The organism is Paraburkholderia sp. BL6665CI2N2 (genome assembly GCF_004366535.1).
Classification (GTDB): Bacteria; Pseudomonadota; Gammaproteobacteria; order Burkholderiales; family Burkholderiaceae; genus Paraburkholderia.
Map to the genome: position 1 here is coordinate 448,351 of NZ_SORC01000002.1, position 21,084 is coordinate 469,434.

The window sequence follows — 21,084 nt, forward strand, 5'->3', positions numbered from 1 at the left end:
TCTGGTTGACGACTTCGTGGTCCATCAAAGGCGGAGAGATCACCGAAGCGGACACTTATGGAAAGACAGGCATCTTTGAACTTGTGCTGATTTGATCAACGCATGGAAGAAAAACGGCGTCAATGTCTCTGTTCACACATCGGTCATGCGACAGGAGCTGGCTGCATCCGAAATCGCTCAAAGAGGACGATAGCGACACCGCTTACGATCACGAGTACGATACCGGAGATGGCCGTGAGGTTCGGCAATGTTTTAAACACCATGACGCCCGCGATCAAAGCCCAGACTGTAAAAAAGTAATAGTACGGTGCGACGATCGCTGTTGGTCCCAGACGATAAGCTGTGAAGAGTAGGTAGTGACCCGCGAACAAGAATAGGCCAGATCCCGCAAGGAGCAGAACATGCCTTGTGTTGGGTACTATCGTTTCCTCGAGGGTGAGATGTATTGCGATGGCGCCGATGAGGACTAGTACTGAAGCACCAAATGCCACGAGAATGCCAGGAACTGTTGCCGGGACCCGACGGCCTGCAAGGTCGCGTATTGCTCCAAAAATCGCATTTCCTAATGCGAGCAGTGCAAAGAACGAAAGGCCTTCTTTTGTGGGCTGTGCGACCATGATCGCACCAGCGAAACCGACGACGATCAGCGTCATCGACATACCGCTGAGACGTTCTCTGAAGAAAAGTGCCGCGCCGATCAGCACTATCAACGGAGTTATTTGTGTGAGCGCCGCAACATTCGCAATCGGCATATTGGCGAGAGCTACGATGTAGCAGAGAACGGAAGCCAACTCGATTAGGTTTCGTATCGACACCCATCGGTCGAAGATCTTTGGCACGATATGCCATTGCCCAAGGAAACTCAGTAGAAACATACCGCAGATCGTGGCAGAGACGCCGCGTAGCAGCAGCACTTCATACGGCGGAAGGCCGGCAGTTGCCAATTTCATAAAGGTGTCACTGACGATATAAGATCCGGTCGAACACACCATGAAAAGAGCGCCGCGATATGGGGGCGTTGAAGAAGACATGACTAAAAGAAACCTTTGAGTTGGACGTTCTTTCTAAATGATTAATTTCACTGAGAGATTGGTGCGAAATACGGAGAGGCTGGTTGATCACCCGTTCAGAGACCACTAGCGTGACAGTTATTCAGGACGAGACGTTCAATAGTTGACGTCGCGACCAGCAGCGAAAAGCTGACCTACGTGCATCTTGCTGAAAGGCCAACTGATCCGAATTTTCGGTAAAGACGAAAACTGTTCCTTAACAATGCAATGAAACGTCTTACCATTTTCCATATTGTCCGTGTCCCGAGACAATTCGGGAGTAAGTGTGCAATCGACATCATTCGTCGGAACCGGGGTTGCAAGTACTTGCTGCGTGTGCAACGCAGCCCATGACGGAACGCTGCCTTTCCCGTCTTGGTCCCAATTGCCAACGACTTCGAGACCTGTCATGTCGGACGAAAGTTAATTGGATCAGTACATCGCAAGCGGCCTACCGCCTGCTTCGATTGCCTCGCCTGCGGCAAGGCACAAATCCTCTCGGAAGCGGGCCGCCACAAGTTGAATTCCTACTGGGATTCGTCCAATTAGCCCAGTCGAAACTGAGAGCGCCGGTACGCCAATCAGAGGGATAGCTACTTGCGGCAACTGGGCGTGCCACACGCGCTCGAACGACGCGTCGTCCTTGAGGTCGAGATTGTCTGGAAACGGCAATTCACCTGACACTGGCATCAGCAGCACCGGATATTTGTCGAGGAAGGCAAACCATTCGCGTGCCAACATATCTCGTCTAGCCAATGCCTCGGAGAGATCGAATGGATGTACTCGGTCGCGGATGCCTCGCAAGCAGGCGAGTGCGCCCGGATCGCCTTCACGTTCGGCCATGTCGAGTTGAGCCTCGTAGCCATCACCAAGCCATAGCTTGGTCAGGATTTCGGCTGCCTCTTGCATGGGCGGCGTGTCTTCGATTTCCTCGACTACCCAGCCGGCACGTTGCAATCGCTTGCCAGCGTCCACCACTGCTGCGGTTACTTCGGGCACCGGATTGAGGTCATCGGGATTTAAGCACATCGCGACTCGTTTCGGTCGAAGTGGCCCATTAAGTGAAACTGGTGCGTACCAAGGATCGTGAGCGTTGGGTGCGGACATTGCCGCCAGCGCAATTCGCAGATCGTTTATGGTGCGCGCCAAGGGACCAGAAACGGCGCCGATCTGGCCACCGATCGAACGTCCTCCAAAGCTCGGATTGAAGTGGGGGACACGGCCTAGACTGGGCCGCAACCCATGTACTCCGCAGGCATATGCAGGATAGCGGATTGAACCTGCAATATCGCTACCGTGGGCAATGTGCCCGATTCCGGCTGCGACAGCCGCACCCGCACCGCTAGACGAACCGCCCGGCGTGATACTAGGGTGGCGAGGGTTCTTGGTGTCGCCGTGAAGTAAGTTCGAAGAAAACCACCGATAAGATACGGTAGGGCAGTTGGTCCGGCCGAGTAAGATTGCGCCGGCCTTGCGTAGATTGGCGACTGCCGGGTTGTCGATTGCCGCTGTGTGGTCGCGCAGCAACTTCATGCCATCCGTGGTGGCGAAGCCGGCCTGATCCGCGCCGATCTTGATCGTAACGGGAACTCCCGCCAACAGTCCCAGTTCATCGCCGCGTGCGATCGCTGCATCAATTGTTGCTGCCTGCGATAGCACGTCATCGGGTCTGTAATCAACCACCGCATTGATTTTGGGATTGACTGCATCAAGTCGGGCAAGTGCCGCCTGTGCCGCCTCTTTCGCGGAGATTTTTTTTGATCTGATGAGGTCGGCCAGTTCAGTGGCCGACAGGCGCCAGAGTTCCTCCATGAAATACTCTCCTCTTCCCGATTCTAAAGCGGAATAAATTGGCATCGTGATGCTCATAACTGTCTTGCGCCCACGACCTGATCCACCTAAAAGCTCTCGAAATCGCGAGCGATTTTCGAGTTGTGCGGTGGTAAAACCCGGCGCAACGCGACACTTGCCGTGCCAGGCTGTTGCTCCGGCCAGACTATCAGGCCGGGATCTCCATTCAGACGCATCGAGGACAGCACACGTCGGGCCTCTTTCACTCTTGCTGGTGTCACACCGAAGGCGACATGCAGATCCGCTGTCAATGACACCGTTGGCGAACCAAGCTGGCGCGTCCAGCAGCGCGTCGCACGGGCCGGTTCTGGCTGTGTCTCGCTGCCGGGTCGTATCCTGAGTTCGATAGCAGACCCGTACCAGACGGCGTCGCCGTCGACCCTCATCCTTGATGGCCGGCTGTGCAGGATCAGCGTGCCTTGCGGACCTGGCTCGATTTCCCCCCATGAGGGCGGTGTGCGGATCTCAAGCGGTCCGTAGTGGGCAGCCATCCAGTCCAGTCTGAGCGCACGTCGCGCCGCACGCAGGCGAAGACGCGCCTTGCTCGCGGCATAACCGAAGGCAAATGCCACGGCCACGGCCGGCAGAAGCAGGACCTGCGCGATAAATTTCAGGGGCGCACGAATAGCTTGCCTCCACGCTTGGAGAGGACATCGACATAGACGGCGAGCATGAGGACGATACCGCTGACGATGTTCTGGTATGCGGTCGGTACGTTGAGCAGCGAGAGACCGTTCGAGAGGCTCTGCATGAGCAGCGCGCCGAGCAGGATGCCCGACACGGTGCCCGTACCGCCATACAGACTCGCCCCCCCAATGACGACCGCCGCAATGGCGTTGAGTTCGAGAAACAGGCCTGACTCGGGCGGTGCAGAACCCAGTCGTCCCACAAACATCAGCGTTCCAAGACCGGTCAGCACCCCGATAAGGATGAACGACGTCATCAGGTGTTTGGTGATCGGAATGCCGGCGGACCTGGCCGCGGCACGATTACCGCCAACGGCATACACGTGGCGCCCCCATACGGTGTTGGTCAGCAGCCACGAGAGGATGGCCGCGGCGACCAGCGTGATGGCGACCGGCATGGGCAGGCCGAGATAGGACAGCGTTGACCATGAGAGGAGGGCGACACTGGCGAAGCCCAGGGCGGCGCGAACCAGTGCCTGACGCCGGCGGTGTCTGTTTTTGAGGTTGCGCAGCGGCAGCAGCGAGATGACCGCGGCAATGCCGAGAAACGCCCAGAGCACGGGACCACTCAGAAACGCATCACCGAAGAAGCGGATATCGTCCGAGATGCCCGAGATCGTGCGCCCGCCTGACAGGGCAAGCGCGATGCCGCGAAACAGCATCAGGCCGCCGAGCGTTGCCACGAACGACGGCAGACCGAAGCGGGCCACCCAGGTGCCATTCCATACGCCGACCAGCACGCCCATGCCGACAGCTGCGGCTACCGTCACCCATGGGCTGACCAGATGGCTTGCCTCGAGCAGGGCGACGACGGTCACGCAAAGGCTCATGAACGAGCCCACGGAGAGGTCGATTTCCCCCTGCGCGACCACCACGAGCATGCCCAGGGCGACCATCGCCGTGATGGCCGTCTGTCGCATGAGATTGGTCACGTTGCGGTCGCTGACGAATACGCCATCGGTGAGGAATGAGAAGGCGATCCAGACAAGGGCCACGGCCACCAGCAACCCGGCGGCGGACCGGGCCACGGAAATGATCGAGCTCGCCCGGTTCGGGGCCGCGGCCTTCGCTTCCGGAGAGGGCGCCGCAATCGCGGGGGTGTTCGTTTCAGCTGTGTTCGATTTCATTGCTGTTCCAGTTTGTCCATTTATTGCAGTCCACCCGCGAGCGCAAGCAGCTCGTGCGGGTTGGTGTCTTTCGTGTCGAGCAGCGCTACCTGTTTGCCGTCGCGCAGCACCAGGATCCGGTCCGAGAGCTCCAGCGCCTCCGATTCCTCCATCGTCGCGTAGAGCACGGCGGTGCCGGTCGCGGCGACCTTGCGGATGAGCCTGTAGACGTCCTGCTTTGCGCCAAGATCGATCCCGCGCGTCGGTTCATCGAGCAGCACCAGACGCGGCTGGTTGATCAGGGCGCGCGCGAGCAGGACTTTCTGCTGGTTACCCCCGCTCAGATTCGATATCGGCTGGGCAGGACCCTGTGTGCGGATGGCCAGGTCCCGGATGTATTCCCTGCACAGCGCCTCGGCGCTCTCCTCGTCGACCACAGGACCTTTCCAGCGCGGCGCGCCGCGATGCCATCCGAGCATCATGTTCTGCAGTACGGAAAGATGGGCGACGACCCCGTCGCGCTGTCGCTCGGCCGAGACATAGGCTACGCCTGCCAGGATGGAATCGCGCGGGTTCTGGGGGCGCAACCCGGCACCTGCGAGCTCAAGCGCACCGTCGGTCAGTTCCGGCAGGAGGCCATAGAGCGACTGCAGCAACTCGGTTTTCCCCGCGCCTAACGGGCCATACACCGCCACGATCTCGTTGCGCGCCAGCGCAAGGTCGATCGGGGCGAGGTCGCGCGGATTCTCCAGCGACTTCGAGACACTCCAGTCGCGGATCCTGACCAGCGTGCCCTGCTTCTTTAAACGTGAATCCTGAGCAATCGACGCGACCGTGTCGCCGCGGCCATTCCCCAGCATGCCGCGTACGATCGAGGCATGATCGAGTTGTGCCCGTGGCGCAGAGACAGCGATACGACCATCGCGCAGGATCACGACGCGGTCGCAGACCTTCAGGATTTCGTCGGTCCGGTGGGAGATAAAGATGATGCCGGCACCCTGGGCGGCAAGTTCGCGCATGCGTCGTAGCAGCACCTCGATCTCGCCGGCGCCCAGCGCCGAGGTCGATTCGTCGAAGACGAACACGCGAGAGCCGCTCGCGATCGCGCGGGCAATCTCCACCTGCTCCATCAACGCCACGCCACCTTGCCCGGCGAGTGGCTTGCGCGTATCGATGTCCAGCCCGAGTTTGCGCATCGCGGCGTCGGCCTGGGCATACAGGCCTTTCCAGTCGATGACACCGAACCGGGAAGGCTCGATCGTGAGCATCACGTTCTCACCGATCGTCAGCTGGGGGACAACGGAGCCCTCCTGGTGAACGAGAGCCACACCTGCACGGTGGGCGTCACGCGAATTACTGAACTCCGCGGGACTGCCATTGCAGGTGACGGTTCCCCGGTAAGACCCGTACGGAATCTCACCGACAATGACTTTCGCCAGCGTGCTCTTGCCGGCGCCATTGGCGCCCATCAACCCGACGACCTCGCCGGGCGATACGTTAAAGCTGACATTGTCCAGGGCGCGCGTTGCTCCAAACTCGACGGTGATGCCGTCGAGCTGAAGCAGGTCGTGGGCTGTGTGCGCGCTCATGGCTGACGGCGCGACAGACGCTTCCATATTCATCATCTGCTCAGCTCTGCTTCAGACCGATATCTGCCGGCTTCAGCCAGTCGGTGTGCTTGAGGAAGTCCGGCAACGTTGCCTTGTTCACGCCGAGTGACCCGATTCGCATTCCGGGGATCTTCTTGCCGGCCACCGTGATGCTGTCGTTGCTCTGCGGTACCTGCCCGTGGGTGAGCGCGAAGGCCGCATCAGCGGCGACCCGGCCCATCTGGATGAGGTCGGTCCACGCACTCATGTTGACGCGCCCGGCCACGATCTCCTTGGCCACCTCGGGCCAGCAGTCCTCTCCGCAAAGCCATACCTTTCCGGCCAGCTTCTGCTCGGCCAGTGCCCGCAGCGCGCCGAGCGCCATGCCATCCTCGTTGGAGATCACGGCCTGGATGTTGTTGTTGTGGCTCGTCAGCGCATCCTCAACCTGCTTGAGCGCGCCCTCCGGGCTCCACGCATCGTGCCATTGATGCGACACGATCTTGATCTCGCCAGAGTCGATATATGGCTTGAGCACCCTGAGTGCGCCTTCCGTCTTCTGGCGTGCCACATCGATGCCCTCCGGTCCGCTGACGATGACCCAATTGCCTTTCTTCGCTTCCTTCAGGGCCTGTTTGGCCTGCAGTTCGCCGACGAAATAGTTGTCACGTCCTGCCCAGTAGTCCACAGCAGTGGAGGGGATAACATAGTTATACGAAATGATGGGGATCTTTGCTTCACGCTTCACACGCTCGACGATCTGCTTGCCGGCGTCGACGTTCACCGGAATGATCACGAGCGCCTTGATGCCCTGGGAGAGCATGGCGTCGACCTGGGAGTCCTGGGTCGCGACGTCCTCATTGGCGCCCTGGATGATGTAGCGCAGCCCGAGCTCGTCGGCGCGCTTCTCGAAGTAGTGGCGGTCATGAGGCCAGCGGAAGGCATCGAAGCTGGGAAAGCTGAACCCGATCAGCGCGCCGTTGCCCGCGGCACGTGCATAGCCGCCCGCGCCAAGGGTCGCGGCCGCGGCGCCGTAGGCGGCAGCCGTCTTCATGAAGCCGCGACGGGAGACACGGCCGTCCACAAGCTGCTGGGTAAGAGAAAGCAAATCGCGCATGGGTCCCCTCCGGGGGAGAAATAGTGAGCTGTTGAAGGCGGCCGGCCACAAAATGGTGGTAGCCCCCGATGAACATTCCCGATCAGACTGCCAGTGCTGCTACGGTATATAGAACAACCTATCTAAAAAAAACTGTCAAGCAGGAGTACTGGTCGCTCGCTGCGTTTATCGTGATGCGCTGCACCCAAACCGCGCGGTCAATCGAGGAGGTTGCGATAGCTTTGTAAGAGAGTGGCTCGCGCGCAAACGAGCAAACCTCCTTGTTCAAGCTGCCTTATTGGCCGAATAACAGTCCTGTGGTGCGATTTTGCGCGCCCGGACCGCTCTCATTCGCTTGTGAAATTATGGGTTTGGCATAGGTATATAGAACAACGCATCCATAACAATATGTCAATGAGGGCTGCCCCGGAGAGCCATCATCTGGCTTTCTGATAGCGTTTTTCACGCTACAATGACTTGGTCAAGGTCCGCCGGAACTTGCAAAACATTTTCGTATATGAAACAGATGTTGCGTAAAATGGCGGTATGCGGGGGGAAGGTGGGCGACGAAGATATTCACTTTGTCAGTCGGTTTCCGACCTACACCTACGGCGCTTCGGTCGCTGCGAACAGCGCTTGGACAGTCGAAGGGAAGCCTTGATCAGGGGCCGGCTGTTCGGCCAAGCTGCCCGCGACTACATATGCCTTTCATGACCGCACGCTCAAATATCCGGCGATTTATTGTGGCGATGTCGATAGCGCAGCACTCGGGCGGCTGTAATCGAGTTGTTGCGAATCAAGCCGCTGGCCGACCGCAGTAGATATCGTCGCAACTGCACCTAGCGTCACGATCCCAAGCCTAAGCCATGATTCGCTGGAGATCGACAGAATGGTGCTCTCTGTGCTGAGTAGCGCGCAGTCGGTGTCATCAGCTGCAAGGGCACTCAGCCCGACCGGGTGCGCGACGTGCTCAATTGGCTTAACGAATTCGATGGAACTCACGAGGGCGAGGGTGATCCTCGGTCGGCGCGAAGCATTGCCGGGATACGGGTCGGAGCGCAGGAGGCTACAGTTTCAGGGGGCAGTTTTTGGCGACTTTAAAACTATTGATGCTTCGGTTTCGGATAACACTTGAGATGCGGTGATGGACCGATGAGCCTTTAAACCCGTCTGTCCAGCCAAGACGAGGCATCTGTTCCGTCTTCCGAGGCCAGTTCGTCGTCGGTGCTATGCAAAGAAAGGCAGGAGGTAGTTAGCGCCTTACGGCCGAGATTGCCGCAGTTCAAGCTCAAACGCGGGGCGGCCATCGACGCTGAATCGGATTACAGAGCAGATCCGCGCGTGGTCACGTGCCGGCGAGGGCCGCTGCCGGATAGCGGGTCATGGACGGTGCTCACGGTTGAAGCAATTCGTCTCGCGGTGAGTACCCGAATCTACGCTTATATGCCGTGCTGAAATGGCTAGCATTTGAGAAGCCAGATGCATAGGCCACGCTCGCGACGGACTGTCTTTTGGGACTCTCCTTGAGTAGAGCCCTTGCTCGCATGAGCCTTGCTTCGAGAAGGTAGTCGCTTGGACTGGTACCTTCAAGTCGAAACAACTTCTGCATGTAACGTGAGGAGATGCTGTTGGCACGCGCAATGTCTTCGATCGACAAAGTGTCATCCAGCAAATGCTGATGTATGTGCTGCTTCAGGCGACGCAACAAGGCGAGTTGAGTGACGTTTGCCTGTCCGCGTAGATCGGTTTGACCGTCCAGCATCAGCGTTACCAGATCTAGCATCTGCGTCATCGTGTAGCGGAATTGGTGGTCCTGCAACCGCTCGACGCCCTGACTCACGCCCATGACATACGCATGGAGCACCGAGGCGATAGCGTTCTCAACTGGCAGCAGAAGCCCGCAAGCACTCGAAACATCGGGAAGGCGCCCTTCGAGCAATGCCCGATTGCAAGCAATCAATGCAATGGATACCCCTTCACCATAAGTCATGTCGTGAGGCTTTGACATGTCGACCAGCAAAATGCGTCCAGGCGTTAACAGCGCTCGATTTCCGCAATGCTGCACCAGACACTCCCCGCCGACGCCGACCATAATTTCGAACCGGTGAATGGCGTCAGACGCTGCATGTCCAGCGGTCCTTGTACTCGATGCCGCATTTCCCTCAAACTCGACGAACTGAAAGTTTGCGTCTTGTCGCGCGCGAAGTCGGCCTAGATAGCCGAGCCCATTCTTCCGTTCAAACCGGAGACTCCCGTGCAGTTGAACCACTGCATCTTCCCATGCATCGAGTTGCAATCTCGGATCCAACTCGCTCGTGGAGACCGAAAGCATCCGGGGCACATCAGCATTGGAGGCATTTGTTAGGGAATTCATCGTTCCACCCAATGGCCGTTTGATCGTCGGCCGGTTCCAGAACATACATCCAATGCGCATTCAAGACAAGCGGCTGAAGTTCGCTTGCAGAAAGCAGGTAGTTCGCTTTTGCGAAAACACCTGAGCAAGCCGACGAATATGATGCGGTTAGATATATATCAAAAAGAGGGAGACATTTAGCCATGGTCACTTCTGTTGAAGAAGCACTGCCGTTGGAAGTTGCTATCACAGTAGACGAACTGTTGCTATGGGATGACGCGCCCATGCCTGAGGGCTACACACGTGAAAAGGTTGTGACGTCGGTGATTGAAACGCTCGCCAAACATCAGATTAATGGAGTTTACGGGTTCGCTCACACGTCGCCGCTGGATAATGACTCAGGATTGAAGGAAATTCTGCGGCACTGGGTTGATAGTGGACATCATCTTGGGAACCACACTCATTGCCACGCCTGCCTGAATTGGGTGTCGGCAAAAAACTACTGCGAGGACATCGAGCGCTCAGAGGACGTCATCGGCGAGCTGATTGAGCGAGCTCCGGGTCGCTACTTTCGCTACGCAATGGACATGAGCGGCGATAGCACGGCAAAGCGCGGTGAGGTCGAAGACTTCCTGGCAAAGAAGGGCTATACCAACGCGCCAATTTCCGCGTGGTTTAACGATTTCGCCTGGATCGTTCCACATACCCGATCTCACTTGAATGGTGACAAGGAATCACTGACCATGCTCAGGCAAAGCTACGTCGAGGCGGCCGTCGCTCAGTTGCGCGAAGCTGCTAAGGCGGCACGCTTGGTGTTTGGTCGTGATATTCCTCACATCTGGCTCATTCATGGGACACCCATCGCCATGGATACTCTTGACGATATTCTCACGGCGTTTAAGCGGCTGGGCGTTCGATTTGTCAGTCTCGATCACGCGATGAAAGACGTAGCCCATCGAGCGATGCCTCAGGTAAGCCCGAAATTCGTAAATCAACTTCAACGATTTTGTCTTGGGCAAGGAATATCGATCGACAAGATGACCCCCTCGATGCTTCACGCCGTCCTTCAAGCATCGCCTCGGGAAGGCATGGATAGCATCGCACTGTATGAGAATTTGCTTCGCGGGCTCTGTGAGCGCGCGGGCGGAAAATATGAGTGGGCGTGGGCTTAATAACCAACGCATAGGACGCGTGTTTCTCGCCAGTATTCGCACGTCGCGGTAACCAGTTGTGCTGTCGTTGCTTGAGGGTTCCTTGCACAGTCTCTTTGGGGAATCAATTGACCCGATGGTTGGGGTAAGCGAACTGCCCATGCTGCCCATACATAGAATTTGATCACTCCTCGAGCCGAGGCGGTTGGCGGTTGACCCGCCGCCGGTCCGGTGGATGCACTTACGATGAAAAGCCAATGAACAACAGACACTGGACTACGTCCTACGGATCCGTTCCTGCGGAAATTGACCCCGATCGTTACAAATCGGTGAATGAGTTGCTGGAAGGAGCGATGGGTCAGTTTGCCGACAAGCCGGCGTTTCAGGCCAACGGACAGACGCTGACTTACGCTGATGTGGATCTCCAGTCGACCGATTTTGCGGCCTACCTTCAAAATGTGGTTGGCGTCAGGAAGGGCGACCGTGTGGCTGTAATGTTGCCCAACGTCCTGTCGTTCCCGGTTACGTTCGTTGGCATCACGAAGGTCGGTGCTATCCAGGTTAACGTCAACCCTCAGTACACCGCGCGTGAGCTCGAGCATCAGCTCAACGATGCCGGCGCGCGTGTGATTGTCGTTTGCAATGGCTCTACGTCGACGCTTGCCGAAGTCATCGGAAAAACCAGCGTCACTACTGTCATTACTGTGGGGCTTGGTGATTGTGGAAAGGTCGCGATTCCCGGGCCCGCTGTCGATGCATCGTTGCGCGGCTCGATCACGCTGCCCGATGCGCTGGAAGCTGGTGGCAACCTGCAAATGACTCCGGTCTCTATCTCTGGCGACGATGTGCTCTTCCTACAGTACACCGGAGGCACGACGGGGCTATCCAAGGGCGCGGTCTTGTCGCATCGCAACCTGATTGCCAACATCGAGCAATTCAAGGCGTTTTCGCCAAACGTCCTGCGTGTCGGAGAGGAAGTGATAGTTACTGCGATACCGCTCTATCACGTATTAGCTTTGATGGTGAACTTCCTCAGCTATTTCTCGATTGGAGCCGAGAATTGGCTGGTAACTAATCCACGTGACATCGGAGCACTGATCGACGTGCTGGAAGCTGCGCGACCAACTGTCTTCATCGGCGTCAACACCCTCTACGCTGGCTTGGCGGCACATCCGCGGACGACTGATGTTGATTGGTCGCGCTTGCGCTTATCCGCTGGCGGCGGCGCGGCCGTGCTCGCCACCACTTCGGCACGCTGGAAGCAGGTGGCAAGCAGTTTTATCCGCCAGGGTTACGGCCTATCCGAGTCGCCGATTGTCTCGTTTAACCCTGACTATATCGTCGAGTTCAACTGCACCGCTGGGCTACCGTTGCCATCAACTGACATAAAATTGCTGGACGACGACGACAATGAAGTGAATATCGGCGAAGCGGGTGAAATTTGCGTCAAGGGACCGCAAGTCATGGAGGGTTACTGGGAAAATCCCGAGGCAAACGCGAAGTCTTTCACACACGACGGCTACTTTCGTACTGGAGACGTCGGGGTATTCGACAGCAAAGGATTCCTGAAAATCGTCGACAGAAAAAAAGATATGGTCGTCGTCTCCGGTTTTAAGGTCTACCCAAACGAAGTCGAGGCCGTTGCTACCTCCTTTCCGGGCGTGGCCGAATGTGCCTGCGTCGGCATTCCCGACGAGAAAACAGGCGAGGCGGTCAAGCTGTTCGTGGTCAAGGCGCCGACTGTCGAGATAGACGAGGCTGCGTTGATTGCCCACTGTCGCGCTGGCATGGCGGGATATAAGGTTCCAAAAGTCATCGGCTTTGTTGACGCCCTGCCGAAATCCAGCGTCGGCAAGATTATGCGGCGCGAAATGCGAGACGTCTCCTGATTAGCAGAAGCCTCTTTGGGGCCGATGCGCGACAGCCGCTAGCATGCGGCACCTCAGTCTATCTCGCCGTGTCATGCATTCACATTATCAACTAATTGAGTCACAAGGAATTGGTATGTCCAATTGTCAACTCTTCGACGTTAGCGGCAAAGTCGCTATCGTCACAGGTGGCACCCGCGGTATCGGCTACATGATTGCTGAAGGCCTGGCCAAAGCAGGCGTGAAGACTTATATCGTCTCGCGCAAGGCTGATGCATGCGCTGATGCGGAGCGCGAACTCAAAAAGCACGGAGAAGCTATCGCCATCGCTGCCGACTTGTCTGCGCAAGATGCTGCCGGTGGATTTGCTGCTGAAATGCTGAAACGCGAACCCAAGATTCACATCTTGGTGAACAACGCCGGCGCTACTTGGGGAGCACCGTTCGACGATTTTCCGGAAAGCGGCTGGGACAAGATCATGGATCTGAACGTGCGCTCGGTTTTCTTCCTCACCCAGCAACTGGCGCCGGCGTTGCGGGCTGCAGGAACTGAAGTAGATCCCGCCCGGGTCATCAACATTGGTTCCGTCGATGGCCTGACAAGCCCTGAGATGGAGAACTTCTCCTACTCCGCTAGCAAGGCCGCTCTCCATCATTTGACTCGTCACCTCGCAAAGCATTTGGGACCGGCGAACATTAATGTTAACGTCATCGCGCCGGGACCTTTTGAAACGAAGATGACTGCGCAGGTGCTCAAGGAGTTTGGTGACGCGATTGTTAAAGCGATTCCGCGAGGACGTACGGGGCAAGCGTCGGACGCAGCCGGAACAGCGATTTTCCTGGCGTCTGCAGCGTCTGCGTATATCACCGGCGCTGTCATTCCCCTTGATGGCGGCTTCTCTACCACGCGATGAATAAAGGAGTTGGTTCATGACAGCACTACGAGTTAGTCCGGATGAGCTCCGGGCAATGGTTGGGAAAGAACTTGAGCCTTCGGAATGGGAACTGATCGACCAAGCGCGTATTGATGCGTTTGCCGAAGTGACCGGCGATCGACAATTCATCCACATCGACCAGGAGAAGGCGAAGGATAGTCCGTTCGGAGGCACTGTGGCGCACGGGCTCCTGATCCTGTCGTTACTGCCTGGATTGATCGAGAAATCAGTGCCAATCCCGTCGGACGTTGGCGTCACGGTCAACTACGGCTACAACAAGATTCGATTCCCATCGCCAGTGCGAAACGGCAAGCGCGTCCGAGCGAAGTTCGTGATCTCGGAGTTCAGCGTGCCGTCGGCTGGTCGCTACCAGTTGATCTTCACTGTCACGGTCGAGATTGAAGGCGAATCAAAGCCGGCGTTGGTCGCTGAATGGATTGGTATATGCCTGGTAGACAATGCCACGGAAGAGGAGAACCGAGCATGAGCAAGCAGTTCGAGGGTCGGGTAGCTATCGTCACCGGTGCAGGCAATGGCCTTGGTCGAGCGCACGCCCTTGGTTTGGCAGCTCGTGGTGCCAAGGTCCTCGTGAACGATCTCGGAGGCGGGCGTGACGGGAGTGATACGAGTGCATTTGCGGCCGATGCGGTCGTCCGAGAAATTCGAGCTGCTGGTGGTGAGGCGATGGCGAATGGAGCCGATGTCGCAAGGTTCGAAGAGGTTCAGACCATGATAGCCGCGGCAAAGAGTGCTTGGGGCCGTGTGGACATTCTGGTCAACAATGCGGGCATTCTACGAGATGCGACTTTTTCCAAGTTGTCGCTGGACGATTTTTGGGCCGTGATGGACGTACATGTGCGAGGGACAGTCAATTGCACAAAGGCGGTCTGGGATCTGATGCGTGAGCAGAAGCACGGCCGCATTGTCCTAACATCATCGGCATCCGGTATCTATGGAAACTTTGGACAGTCTAACTACGGAACAGCCAAGGCCGCTATGGTCGGTCTGATGAACGTGCTGCACATGGAAGGTGAGAAGTACGATATCCGTGTAAATGTGCTGGCTCCAACCGCAGCAACGCGCATGACGGCCGGATTGATCCCCGAACACGCAATGAAATTGATGACGCCGGAGTCTGTTACGCCCGGTGTTCTCTTCCTTGTCAGCGACGATGCGCCATCGAAGGTAATCCTCGGTGCTGGTTGTGGTGTCTTTACGCGCAACCTTGTCTACGAGACTGAAGGGGTCTATTTGCCAGAGAGCGAACGCACTCCGGAGGTTATCGCAGCTCGTTTTGCTGAGATATCGAACCCAGAGAGACTGACCGTGTTGGAAAGTGCAACGCACCAGACGTTGCGTTTCGTCGACAAAGCAACCGCGGCCACCTCAACTGCCTTCGATCAATGAACAGGAGCCAATTCTATGCGTGAAGCCGTTATCGTCTCCACCGCCCGCACCCCGATTGGCCGAGCATTTCGTGGCGTATTCAACGACACCAAATCGCCGACGCTGATGGCGCACGCCGTCCGCCACGCGATAGAGCGTTCAGGCATTGAACCCGATGCGTTCGAGGACGTCGTAGTCGGTACCGTGCTGTCGGCGGGAACTGCCGGTGGCAATCTCGCGCGTCATGCAGTGTTTGCGGCGGGGCTACCGGTCACTGTGCCTGGGCAGACGTTGGATCGTCAATGTGCGTCCGGTCTGATGGCCGTGGCGTCCGCAGCCAAACAAATCGTCGTAGACGGTGTGGAAGCGTGTATCGCGGGCGGCCAGGAAAACATCTCTGCGGTACAGAACGAATACGCTGCGTGGGGCGCGAAGACTATCGATCCGCGAGTCGTAGAAATGGTCGAGCACGCGTGCATGCCGATGTTGCAGACTGCCGAGTTTGTGGCCAAGAAGTACGGAATTTCTCGAGAGGACCAGGACCGGTACTCTCTTGAATCTCAGCGACGTACTGCCGCCGCGCAGCAGGGTGGCCGGCTCTCCGCGGAGATCGTGCCGATGCATGCCCGGATGAAGGTGCAGGATAGAGATTCGGGCGAAATTAGCTTTCGTGATGTGCTTCAGGACAAAGACGAAGGTAACAGGCCGGACACGACATTCGAAGGCCTCGCGACGCTGAAGCCCGTGGTGGAAGGCGGCTGCGTTACTGGCGGCAATGCTAGTCAGCTGTCTGATGGAGCATCTGCATGTGTGCTTGCAGACGCTCGGTTCGCAGAGCGCCGGGGCCTCAGTCCATTGGGAGTCTATCGTGGCACAGCGGTCGTGGGCTGTCCGCCTGAAGAAATGGGGATTGGGCCAATCTATGTAATCCCAAAACTCCTCAAGCAGCATGGCCTGAAGATCGACGACATCGGCCTTTGGGAGCTGAACGAGGCGTTCGCTTGTCAAGTGCTCTACTGCCGGGACAAGCTTGGGATCGACCCTGAGATTTATAACGTGAATGGCGGCGGCATCTCTATCGGACATCCGTACGGTATGACTGGCTCCCGCCTTACAGGCCATGCGTTGCTGGAGGGAAAGCGACGGGGCGTTAAGTATGTCGTCGTGTCAATGTGCGTCGGTGGTGGAATGGGCGCGGCGAGTCTCTTCGAGGTCGCCTGACGGAGTTGCAGGGAGAGGTGATTCTGCCAAGAAGACCTTCTCCCGTTAGTACCAAATGAGACTTGGAAGGATAAAAGACGGTTCGAATATTAATTTAGTAAAACTAAATGAATGAATGGATGGAGACATGAATATAAAGATGAATAGCATTAAACGGCAACATACCTTTTTTGCGCTGTCCGGTATTGCTCTTGCAATTTCGACCTCGAATGCCTTCGCAACCGATGGTATTTATTTCACCGGTAACGGAGCAATTTCGTCCGGCATGGGCGGAGCGGCGATTGCGCTTCCGCAAGATGTGGCTTCGGCTGTCGACAACCCGGCGGGGCTCGCAGAATTGGGGTCACGCGTTGATTTTTACGGGGCAGTACTGCCGCTTACCGCCGATTCCACATTTGGTTCTACCAGTAATCACCTCTTTTCCAGCAGAGTCATTGTGTCTCCGGGATTCGGGCTGAACTATCAGGTTGCGCCACAGTGGACATTCGGGGTGGCTATCACCGGTGCGGGTGCAGCATCGAACTATGGACGCCCAGTGCTTCCCGTTTCGGGGGCAGGTGATGGCAAGGCTAGCCTGATCGTTGTTAATACAAGTCCGACGATCACCTATAAGCCCCTGCCCAGCCTATCTATCGGCGCGTCGCTTGTGTTCGGCGTTGAGCAATTTCGTCTGAACGGACTGGTCGCGCCGGGGCGAGATGGCGCGCTCGAACCGGTACCGAGCCACGGCAATGAATATGCGGCTGGTATCGGTGCGGGGATGGGCGTGCTCTGGACGCCGACCAGTATGGTGTCGATTGGGGTATCGTATTTCACGAAGACATGGTTTACGGCGCTTCCCGGATATAAAGACGATGTACTCTCGCCGAGTGGTGGGCGTACAGACAGCCCGTCTAGGTACGGTGTGGGTGTCGCAATGCGGCCGTTGCCTGGGTTGACCATTGCGTTGGATTATCTGCGCATTGAATGGTCCGGCGCAGCCGGCTACAACACATCGACAACGTGGGGGTACCGCAATCAGAACGTTGGGCGGGTCGGGATCTCGTACGATGTCAATGGGAAATGGACCCTCCGTGCCGGCTACAGTTTCGCCAATAACAACGTCGATTCCAACCATACGGTGGCGAACATGTACGGGCCGGGCATCAGCCCTCGCGCAGTCACAGTTGGCGCTACCTACGCGATAGACAAAAACAACCTCATTACAGCTGCCTTCGAGTATGACATTCCGACGACGATCGTCGGAACGGGGCCGAGCCTGGGAACGAACATTCGCGCGACATATCAGGTCTATACGGCCGGGTATACACACAGGTTCTAGCGCTCCGGGCCGCTAGCTCGTGCGGTGCGCCAATCAAAATGCGAACCGTGCTGCCTCACGGGGAAGACGTACTCCGACCCAATATCGCGGCATACTGAAAGTCATGCCGATGTGCAGCCGTTGTCGGACCGCGAGAATGCGTCGGAGTCGTAGAGCATCTCTCCGATGGGCAAATAGAGGTGGTATAGCTCGGCGCTGGGGCGCTCGCCGAAACTGGTCATGCATGCGATTGACGCTATACGACGGTAGCTACTCCAGTGTTTCATTCAACCACGTATCCAATCGTGTTATGCAAGGCCTGCACTGAGCGACCGCAAGATCCAGTGTTGTGCACTGCGTCAAAGGAGGTTCGCCGTATATTGTGCGCGGTTTACGAGGATGAGCCTGTGCGGGTTCGATTGTGCCGTCCGAGCTTGCGGACAGTTGCTGCGCAGCGGAATGCCCATATCATCTGAGCTCTCCGGGCTGCTGTTCAGGCTATGGTTCCCACATGCGTATGTAGAACAATGTATCCATAAAAATGCCACGTACGGCCTTAAGAGGAGCAAGCTTAGTGTGACGAACGCAGGCGAGAGCCTGCGGTGCTGTACTGCAGATGGGAGCAGTCCTCCCGAAGTCGACTTTCAGGAGCAGGCTTCAAACCGCCCGGTGCTGCTGCGTCAAAAAGGCGTGGTAGTGAGCGACCGGATTTACTAGCTTTCTGCCGGCGGTGAGCAGTGATGCCTTAAAGCGGATGAGACAGGTTGTGCGAAGTTGGCGTATGCAACGACGAACACCGGCGACGCTGGATGAACTTGCGCAGCAATGCAACACGACGATACAAGGGTGGTGGAACTACTATGGGGCGTTCTATCGGACGGCGATGCACAGCCTCTTCGGCTACATCGACCTACGGCTTATGCGGTGGGCTCGGCGAAAGTACAAGGGGTTGCGGCAGCGCAAGCGACGTAGTGCGGAATGGCTACGTAAGATGAAGCGCGTCCACCCCCGGTTGTTTGTCCACTGGCGTGTCGTCGGGTTAGCGGTTGGATGACGGGAGCCGAACGAGTCGAGAGACTCACGTTCGGTTCTGCGAGAGACTCGGGGCGCAACTCCCCGGGTCTACTCACCTGTGAGCGTGCGTGCAGCACGGTTTTGTGCGGAGCACTCGTAAGCTCGGGCTTACATAGACGAATCGAGTTGGTCAGTTTCGAAAAGTGATGCAGTCGAGTGGGATCCTAGCGATGCGCGCTGGCGGAATTGTCAGTGAGCCGGAGTGCCACGCCCTTTGATGATAGGGAGGTGCTTTGTCGTCGCAGCCCCTCTCGCATGGATAGCAGGTAGCGGCGCAGGCCCATTTGAGAAGGAACAGGCTTGTTACGACCGGCCTCTCATCCGGTCGGTCTCCGCGAAGTCGTCCATGGCAGCGCTTCTATAGCGACGGGTTTGTGAGCGGCAGGCGGAGGCGGGCGCGACCGTGCTCAGTCGCATTGACCTCCCAGTTGATCGCGGTGTGGCGCGATGCCACCGCGATATCCCGATAATACCTCGCGATGCAGTTGGTCGCGTAGGCGCCGCGGGCGCCAATCAGGTCCCATACGATCTCGGCCGCCTGCCGGGCGAGCTGCCCTGCGAACGCCGAATTGGAACGGTAGTTTGACCGCTCCATGGGCGAATACGTGCTGTCAGCCGCGGCGAACTCCATGATCTCCCGGCAGTCTGCGCGAATGAGCATTTCGGCCGCCTGCAGTGATGCCGATACTTCGCCGACGCGCATCTGGTGGGTCGGGTAGTTCGCGGTGTCTTCGCTGGTCCTGAGGGCCTTGCGGCCGCGCGACTGCAGCAGGAATTGCTCGAACATCCCTTCCGTCATGCCGATCAGGCACGCGGCGGGCAGGATGCCGCTGATCATGAGCAGTGGCGGGCGGAAGAGTGCGCTGCGATTGAGGGATTTACCCGGGAAGTCGCCACCCTTCATGTGCCGGATTGACAAGGTGAGATACTCGGGGACGAATATCCTGTCGACTGTGACGTCGTGGCTGCCCGAGCCGTGCAGTCCGATTGGATTCCAGGTGTCGAGGATCGTCAGCGACGCGGTGGGAACCAGGAAGTAGCGCTCCTCGTCCGGGGCGGAATCCTGCTCCACCATGCCGGCAAGGATGCACCAGTCGGACGCCTGCACGCCGCTTACAAACGGCCATTGGCCCGAGAGTTCGTAGCCGCCGTCGACCTGCCGGGCCGTGCCGAGACGGGGCACCAGAATCCCGCTGACGAGGTGGGTAGGATCGCTCCAGACTTCTCTTTGGGCCTCCACCGGCCAGTGGGCGATCATGTAGTTGTGGAACAGGTACTGGGCCAGACACCAAGCCGTGGAAGGGCAGCCGCTCGCAATTGGGACCAAGACATCCACGAGGTGCTCTAGCGAGCCCTCTGCGCCGCCGAACGATTCGGGCTGCAGCAGCCGCGCCACGCCCGTACGCCGCAGATCGAGGCTGGTGGCTTCCGGCAGGCGGCGATGACGCTCTGCCTCCTCCTCCCGTTCTCTCAGGGTTGGAATGAGGTTGCGCGAAGCGGTAATCAGGGTCCGGCTTTCCACGCGTGCACCCCTGAAATCATCGGGATAGATGACGGTCAACTATAAGCTCCCTGAAGGTGGCGAACCATGCCGAGCAAGGACGATGTCCGCATCACCCGATCAATTTACGGCATTCGTTAAGGCTCTTGCAGACGGTATATCGCCCAGGGTCACGCCGAGATCCTGGCTCAGAAGATCGAGCAGCAGGCGACGACAGCGGTCGGGTGGCATGTCCTGCGGGTCGGCCACCATGGGCAGACACAGCCCGAAGGCCGTGCCAATAAATTTGAAGGCGATGTCCGCCGGTTTGCGGCTGGGGTGGAAACTGCCCTCTTCAACGCCAGCCTCGATCAATCTTGTGATGATCTCCGCGTAAAGCCGGTGAACCTTCTGCACCTCTGCCTGCAGCACTCCGTCAAACGGCATGCGCCCGAACAGGCTTAGCCAGAACCGCCATTCCGGAATGCCGGCGGGCGAGGGCTGGCTCACGAAATCCACGAGGGCGACCAGACGGGTCGGGGCGTCGCCGCGCCGGTTCTCGAATTTGCCGAGTGCCTTGACAAACTGCAGCGTGGCATCGTTGATCGCGTCAAGCGTGAGCGCGCGCTTGTTACTGAAGTAATGGGTGATCACGCCAGACGAAATGCCCGCGACGTCGCTGACCTCGCGGATCGTGAGGTCGCGCCAGCCATTGGTCGACAGGATGTGGATCACCGCATCCATCACCTGCCGACGGCGGATTGCTTCCATTCCCAGTTTCGGCATTTTTTCGCCCCTTTCGCGCAGCATCGAACAGCCATTCTAACTTACCAGCATTGATGTGGCGGGGCAATTAGGGCTTTCGGGCAGGGTAGACCCCCAAAGCGAAGTGCTTGCATTTGTTTTTTATACAACGTATGTTCTATAAAAACGGACCCAA

At 57.7% G+C, this 21,084-nt stretch carries 16 protein-coding genes; 8 read left to right on the forward strand and 8 right to left on the reverse strand.

Annotated elements, in window-relative coordinates; translation table 11 throughout:
• Positions 1-143 precede the first annotated feature (143 nt).
• The 6 genes from B0G81_RS39750 to B0G81_RS39775 all read right to left on the reverse strand — a co-directional run bounded on the left by B0G81_RS39750 (position 144) and on the right by B0G81_RS39775 (position 9,751).
• Positions 144-1,031 (reverse strand): DMT family transporter, encoded by an 888-nt coding sequence (locus tag B0G81_RS39750; RefSeq protein WP_166679186.1) that lies wholly within the window; start codon positions 1,029-1,031, stop codon positions 144-146.
• A gap of 450 nt (positions 1,032-1,481) precedes the next feature.
• Positions 1,482-2,861: an amidase family protein gene (locus tag B0G81_RS39755; RefSeq protein ID WP_134143708.1), complete on the reverse strand. Its 1,380-nt coding sequence runs from the start codon at positions 2,859-2,861 to the stop codon at positions 1,482-1,484.
• Positions 2,862-3,510: 649 nt separating this feature from the next.
• The gene (locus B0G81_RS39760) at positions 3,511-4,713 is read right to left on the reverse strand and encodes an ATPase (RefSeq protein WP_134143709.1); all 1,203 of its coding nucleotides are present in this window, start codon (positions 4,711-4,713) and stop codon (positions 3,511-3,513) included.
• Positions 4,714-4,733: 20 nt separating this feature from the next.
• On the reverse strand, positions 4,734-6,317 hold the full coding sequence (locus B0G81_RS39765) for a sugar ABC transporter ATP-binding protein (RefSeq protein ID WP_134143710.1): 1,584 nt from the start codon (positions 6,315-6,317) through the stop codon (positions 4,734-4,736).
• Positions 6,318-6,321: 4 nt separating this feature from the next.
• Positions 6,322-7,398, reverse strand: coding sequence for a substrate-binding domain-containing protein (locus B0G81_RS39770; RefSeq protein WP_134143711.1), 1,077 nt, complete (start codon positions 7,396-7,398; stop codon positions 6,322-6,324).
• Positions 7,399-8,770: 1,372 nt separating this feature from the next.
• Positions 8,771-9,751 carry a helix-turn-helix domain-containing protein gene (locus tag B0G81_RS39775; protein WP_166679187.1) on the reverse strand — a complete coding sequence of 327 codons (981 nt, stop codon included), beginning with the start codon at positions 9,749-9,751 and terminating at the stop codon, positions 8,771-8,773.
• A gap of 182 nt (positions 9,752-9,933) precedes the next feature.
• Between B0G81_RS39775 and B0G81_RS39780 the strand changes: the two genes are divergently transcribed.
• The 8 genes from B0G81_RS39780 to B0G81_RS39815 all read left to right on the forward strand — a co-directional run bounded on the left by B0G81_RS39780 (position 9,934) and on the right by B0G81_RS39815 (position 18,644).
• Positions 9,934-10,902 carry a polysaccharide deacetylase family protein gene (locus B0G81_RS39780; RefSeq protein WP_134143713.1) on the forward strand — a complete coding sequence of 323 codons (969 nt, stop codon included), beginning with the start codon at positions 9,934-9,936 and terminating at the stop codon, positions 10,900-10,902.
• Between the two features lie 236 nt (positions 10,903-11,138).
• Complete coding sequence (locus B0G81_RS39785) at positions 11,139-12,770, forward strand: AMP-binding protein (RefSeq protein ID WP_134143714.1); 1,632 nt, start codon at positions 11,139-11,141, stop codon at positions 12,768-12,770.
• 115 nt (positions 12,771-12,885) lie between these two features.
• Positions 12,886-13,662 carry an SDR family oxidoreductase gene (locus tag B0G81_RS39790; RefSeq protein WP_134143715.1) on the forward strand — a complete coding sequence of 259 codons (777 nt, stop codon included), beginning with the start codon at positions 12,886-12,888 and terminating at the stop codon, positions 13,660-13,662.
• A gap of 16 nt (positions 13,663-13,678) precedes the next feature.
• Complete coding sequence (locus B0G81_RS39795) at positions 13,679-14,170, forward strand: MaoC family dehydratase (protein ID WP_134143716.1); 492 nt, start codon at positions 13,679-13,681, stop codon at positions 14,168-14,170.
• Positions 14,167-15,090 (forward strand): SDR family NAD(P)-dependent oxidoreductase, encoded by a 924-nt coding sequence (locus B0G81_RS39800; protein ID WP_134143717.1) that lies wholly within the window; start codon positions 14,167-14,169, stop codon positions 15,088-15,090. Before B0G81_RS39795 ends, B0G81_RS39800 begins: the two co-directional genes overlap by 4 nt.
• A gap of 15 nt (positions 15,091-15,105) precedes the next feature.
• Positions 15,106-16,290 carry an acetyl-CoA C-acyltransferase gene (locus B0G81_RS39805; RefSeq protein WP_134143718.1) on the forward strand — a complete coding sequence of 395 codons (1,185 nt, stop codon included), beginning with the start codon at positions 15,106-15,108 and terminating at the stop codon, positions 16,288-16,290.
• 127 nt (positions 16,291-16,417) lie between these two features.
• Complete coding sequence (locus B0G81_RS39810; RefSeq protein WP_243856855.1) at positions 16,418-17,611, forward strand: outer membrane protein transport protein; 1,194 nt, start codon at positions 16,418-16,420, stop codon at positions 17,609-17,611.
• Positions 17,612-18,371: 760 nt separating this feature from the next.
• Positions 18,372-18,644: a group II intron maturase-specific domain-containing protein gene (locus B0G81_RS39815; protein ID WP_243856856.1), complete on the forward strand. Its 273-nt coding sequence runs from the start codon at positions 18,372-18,374 to the stop codon at positions 18,642-18,644.
• A gap of 378 nt (positions 18,645-19,022) precedes the next feature.
• On the opposite strand, the gene B0G81_RS39820 is transcribed toward B0G81_RS39815, so the two are convergent.
• Both B0G81_RS39820 and B0G81_RS39825 read right to left on the reverse strand, forming a co-directional pair.
• Positions 19,023-20,225: an acyl-CoA dehydrogenase family protein gene (locus tag B0G81_RS39820; RefSeq protein WP_134143720.1), complete on the reverse strand. Its 1,203-nt coding sequence runs from the start codon at positions 20,223-20,225 to the stop codon at positions 19,023-19,025.
• Positions 20,226-20,285: 60 nt separating this feature from the next.
• The gene (locus B0G81_RS39825) at positions 20,286-20,954 is read right to left on the reverse strand and encodes a TetR family transcriptional regulator C-terminal domain-containing protein (protein WP_134143721.1); all 669 of its coding nucleotides are present in this window, start codon (positions 20,952-20,954) and stop codon (positions 20,286-20,288) included.
• Between the last annotated feature and the right edge of the window lie 130 nt (positions 20,955-21,084).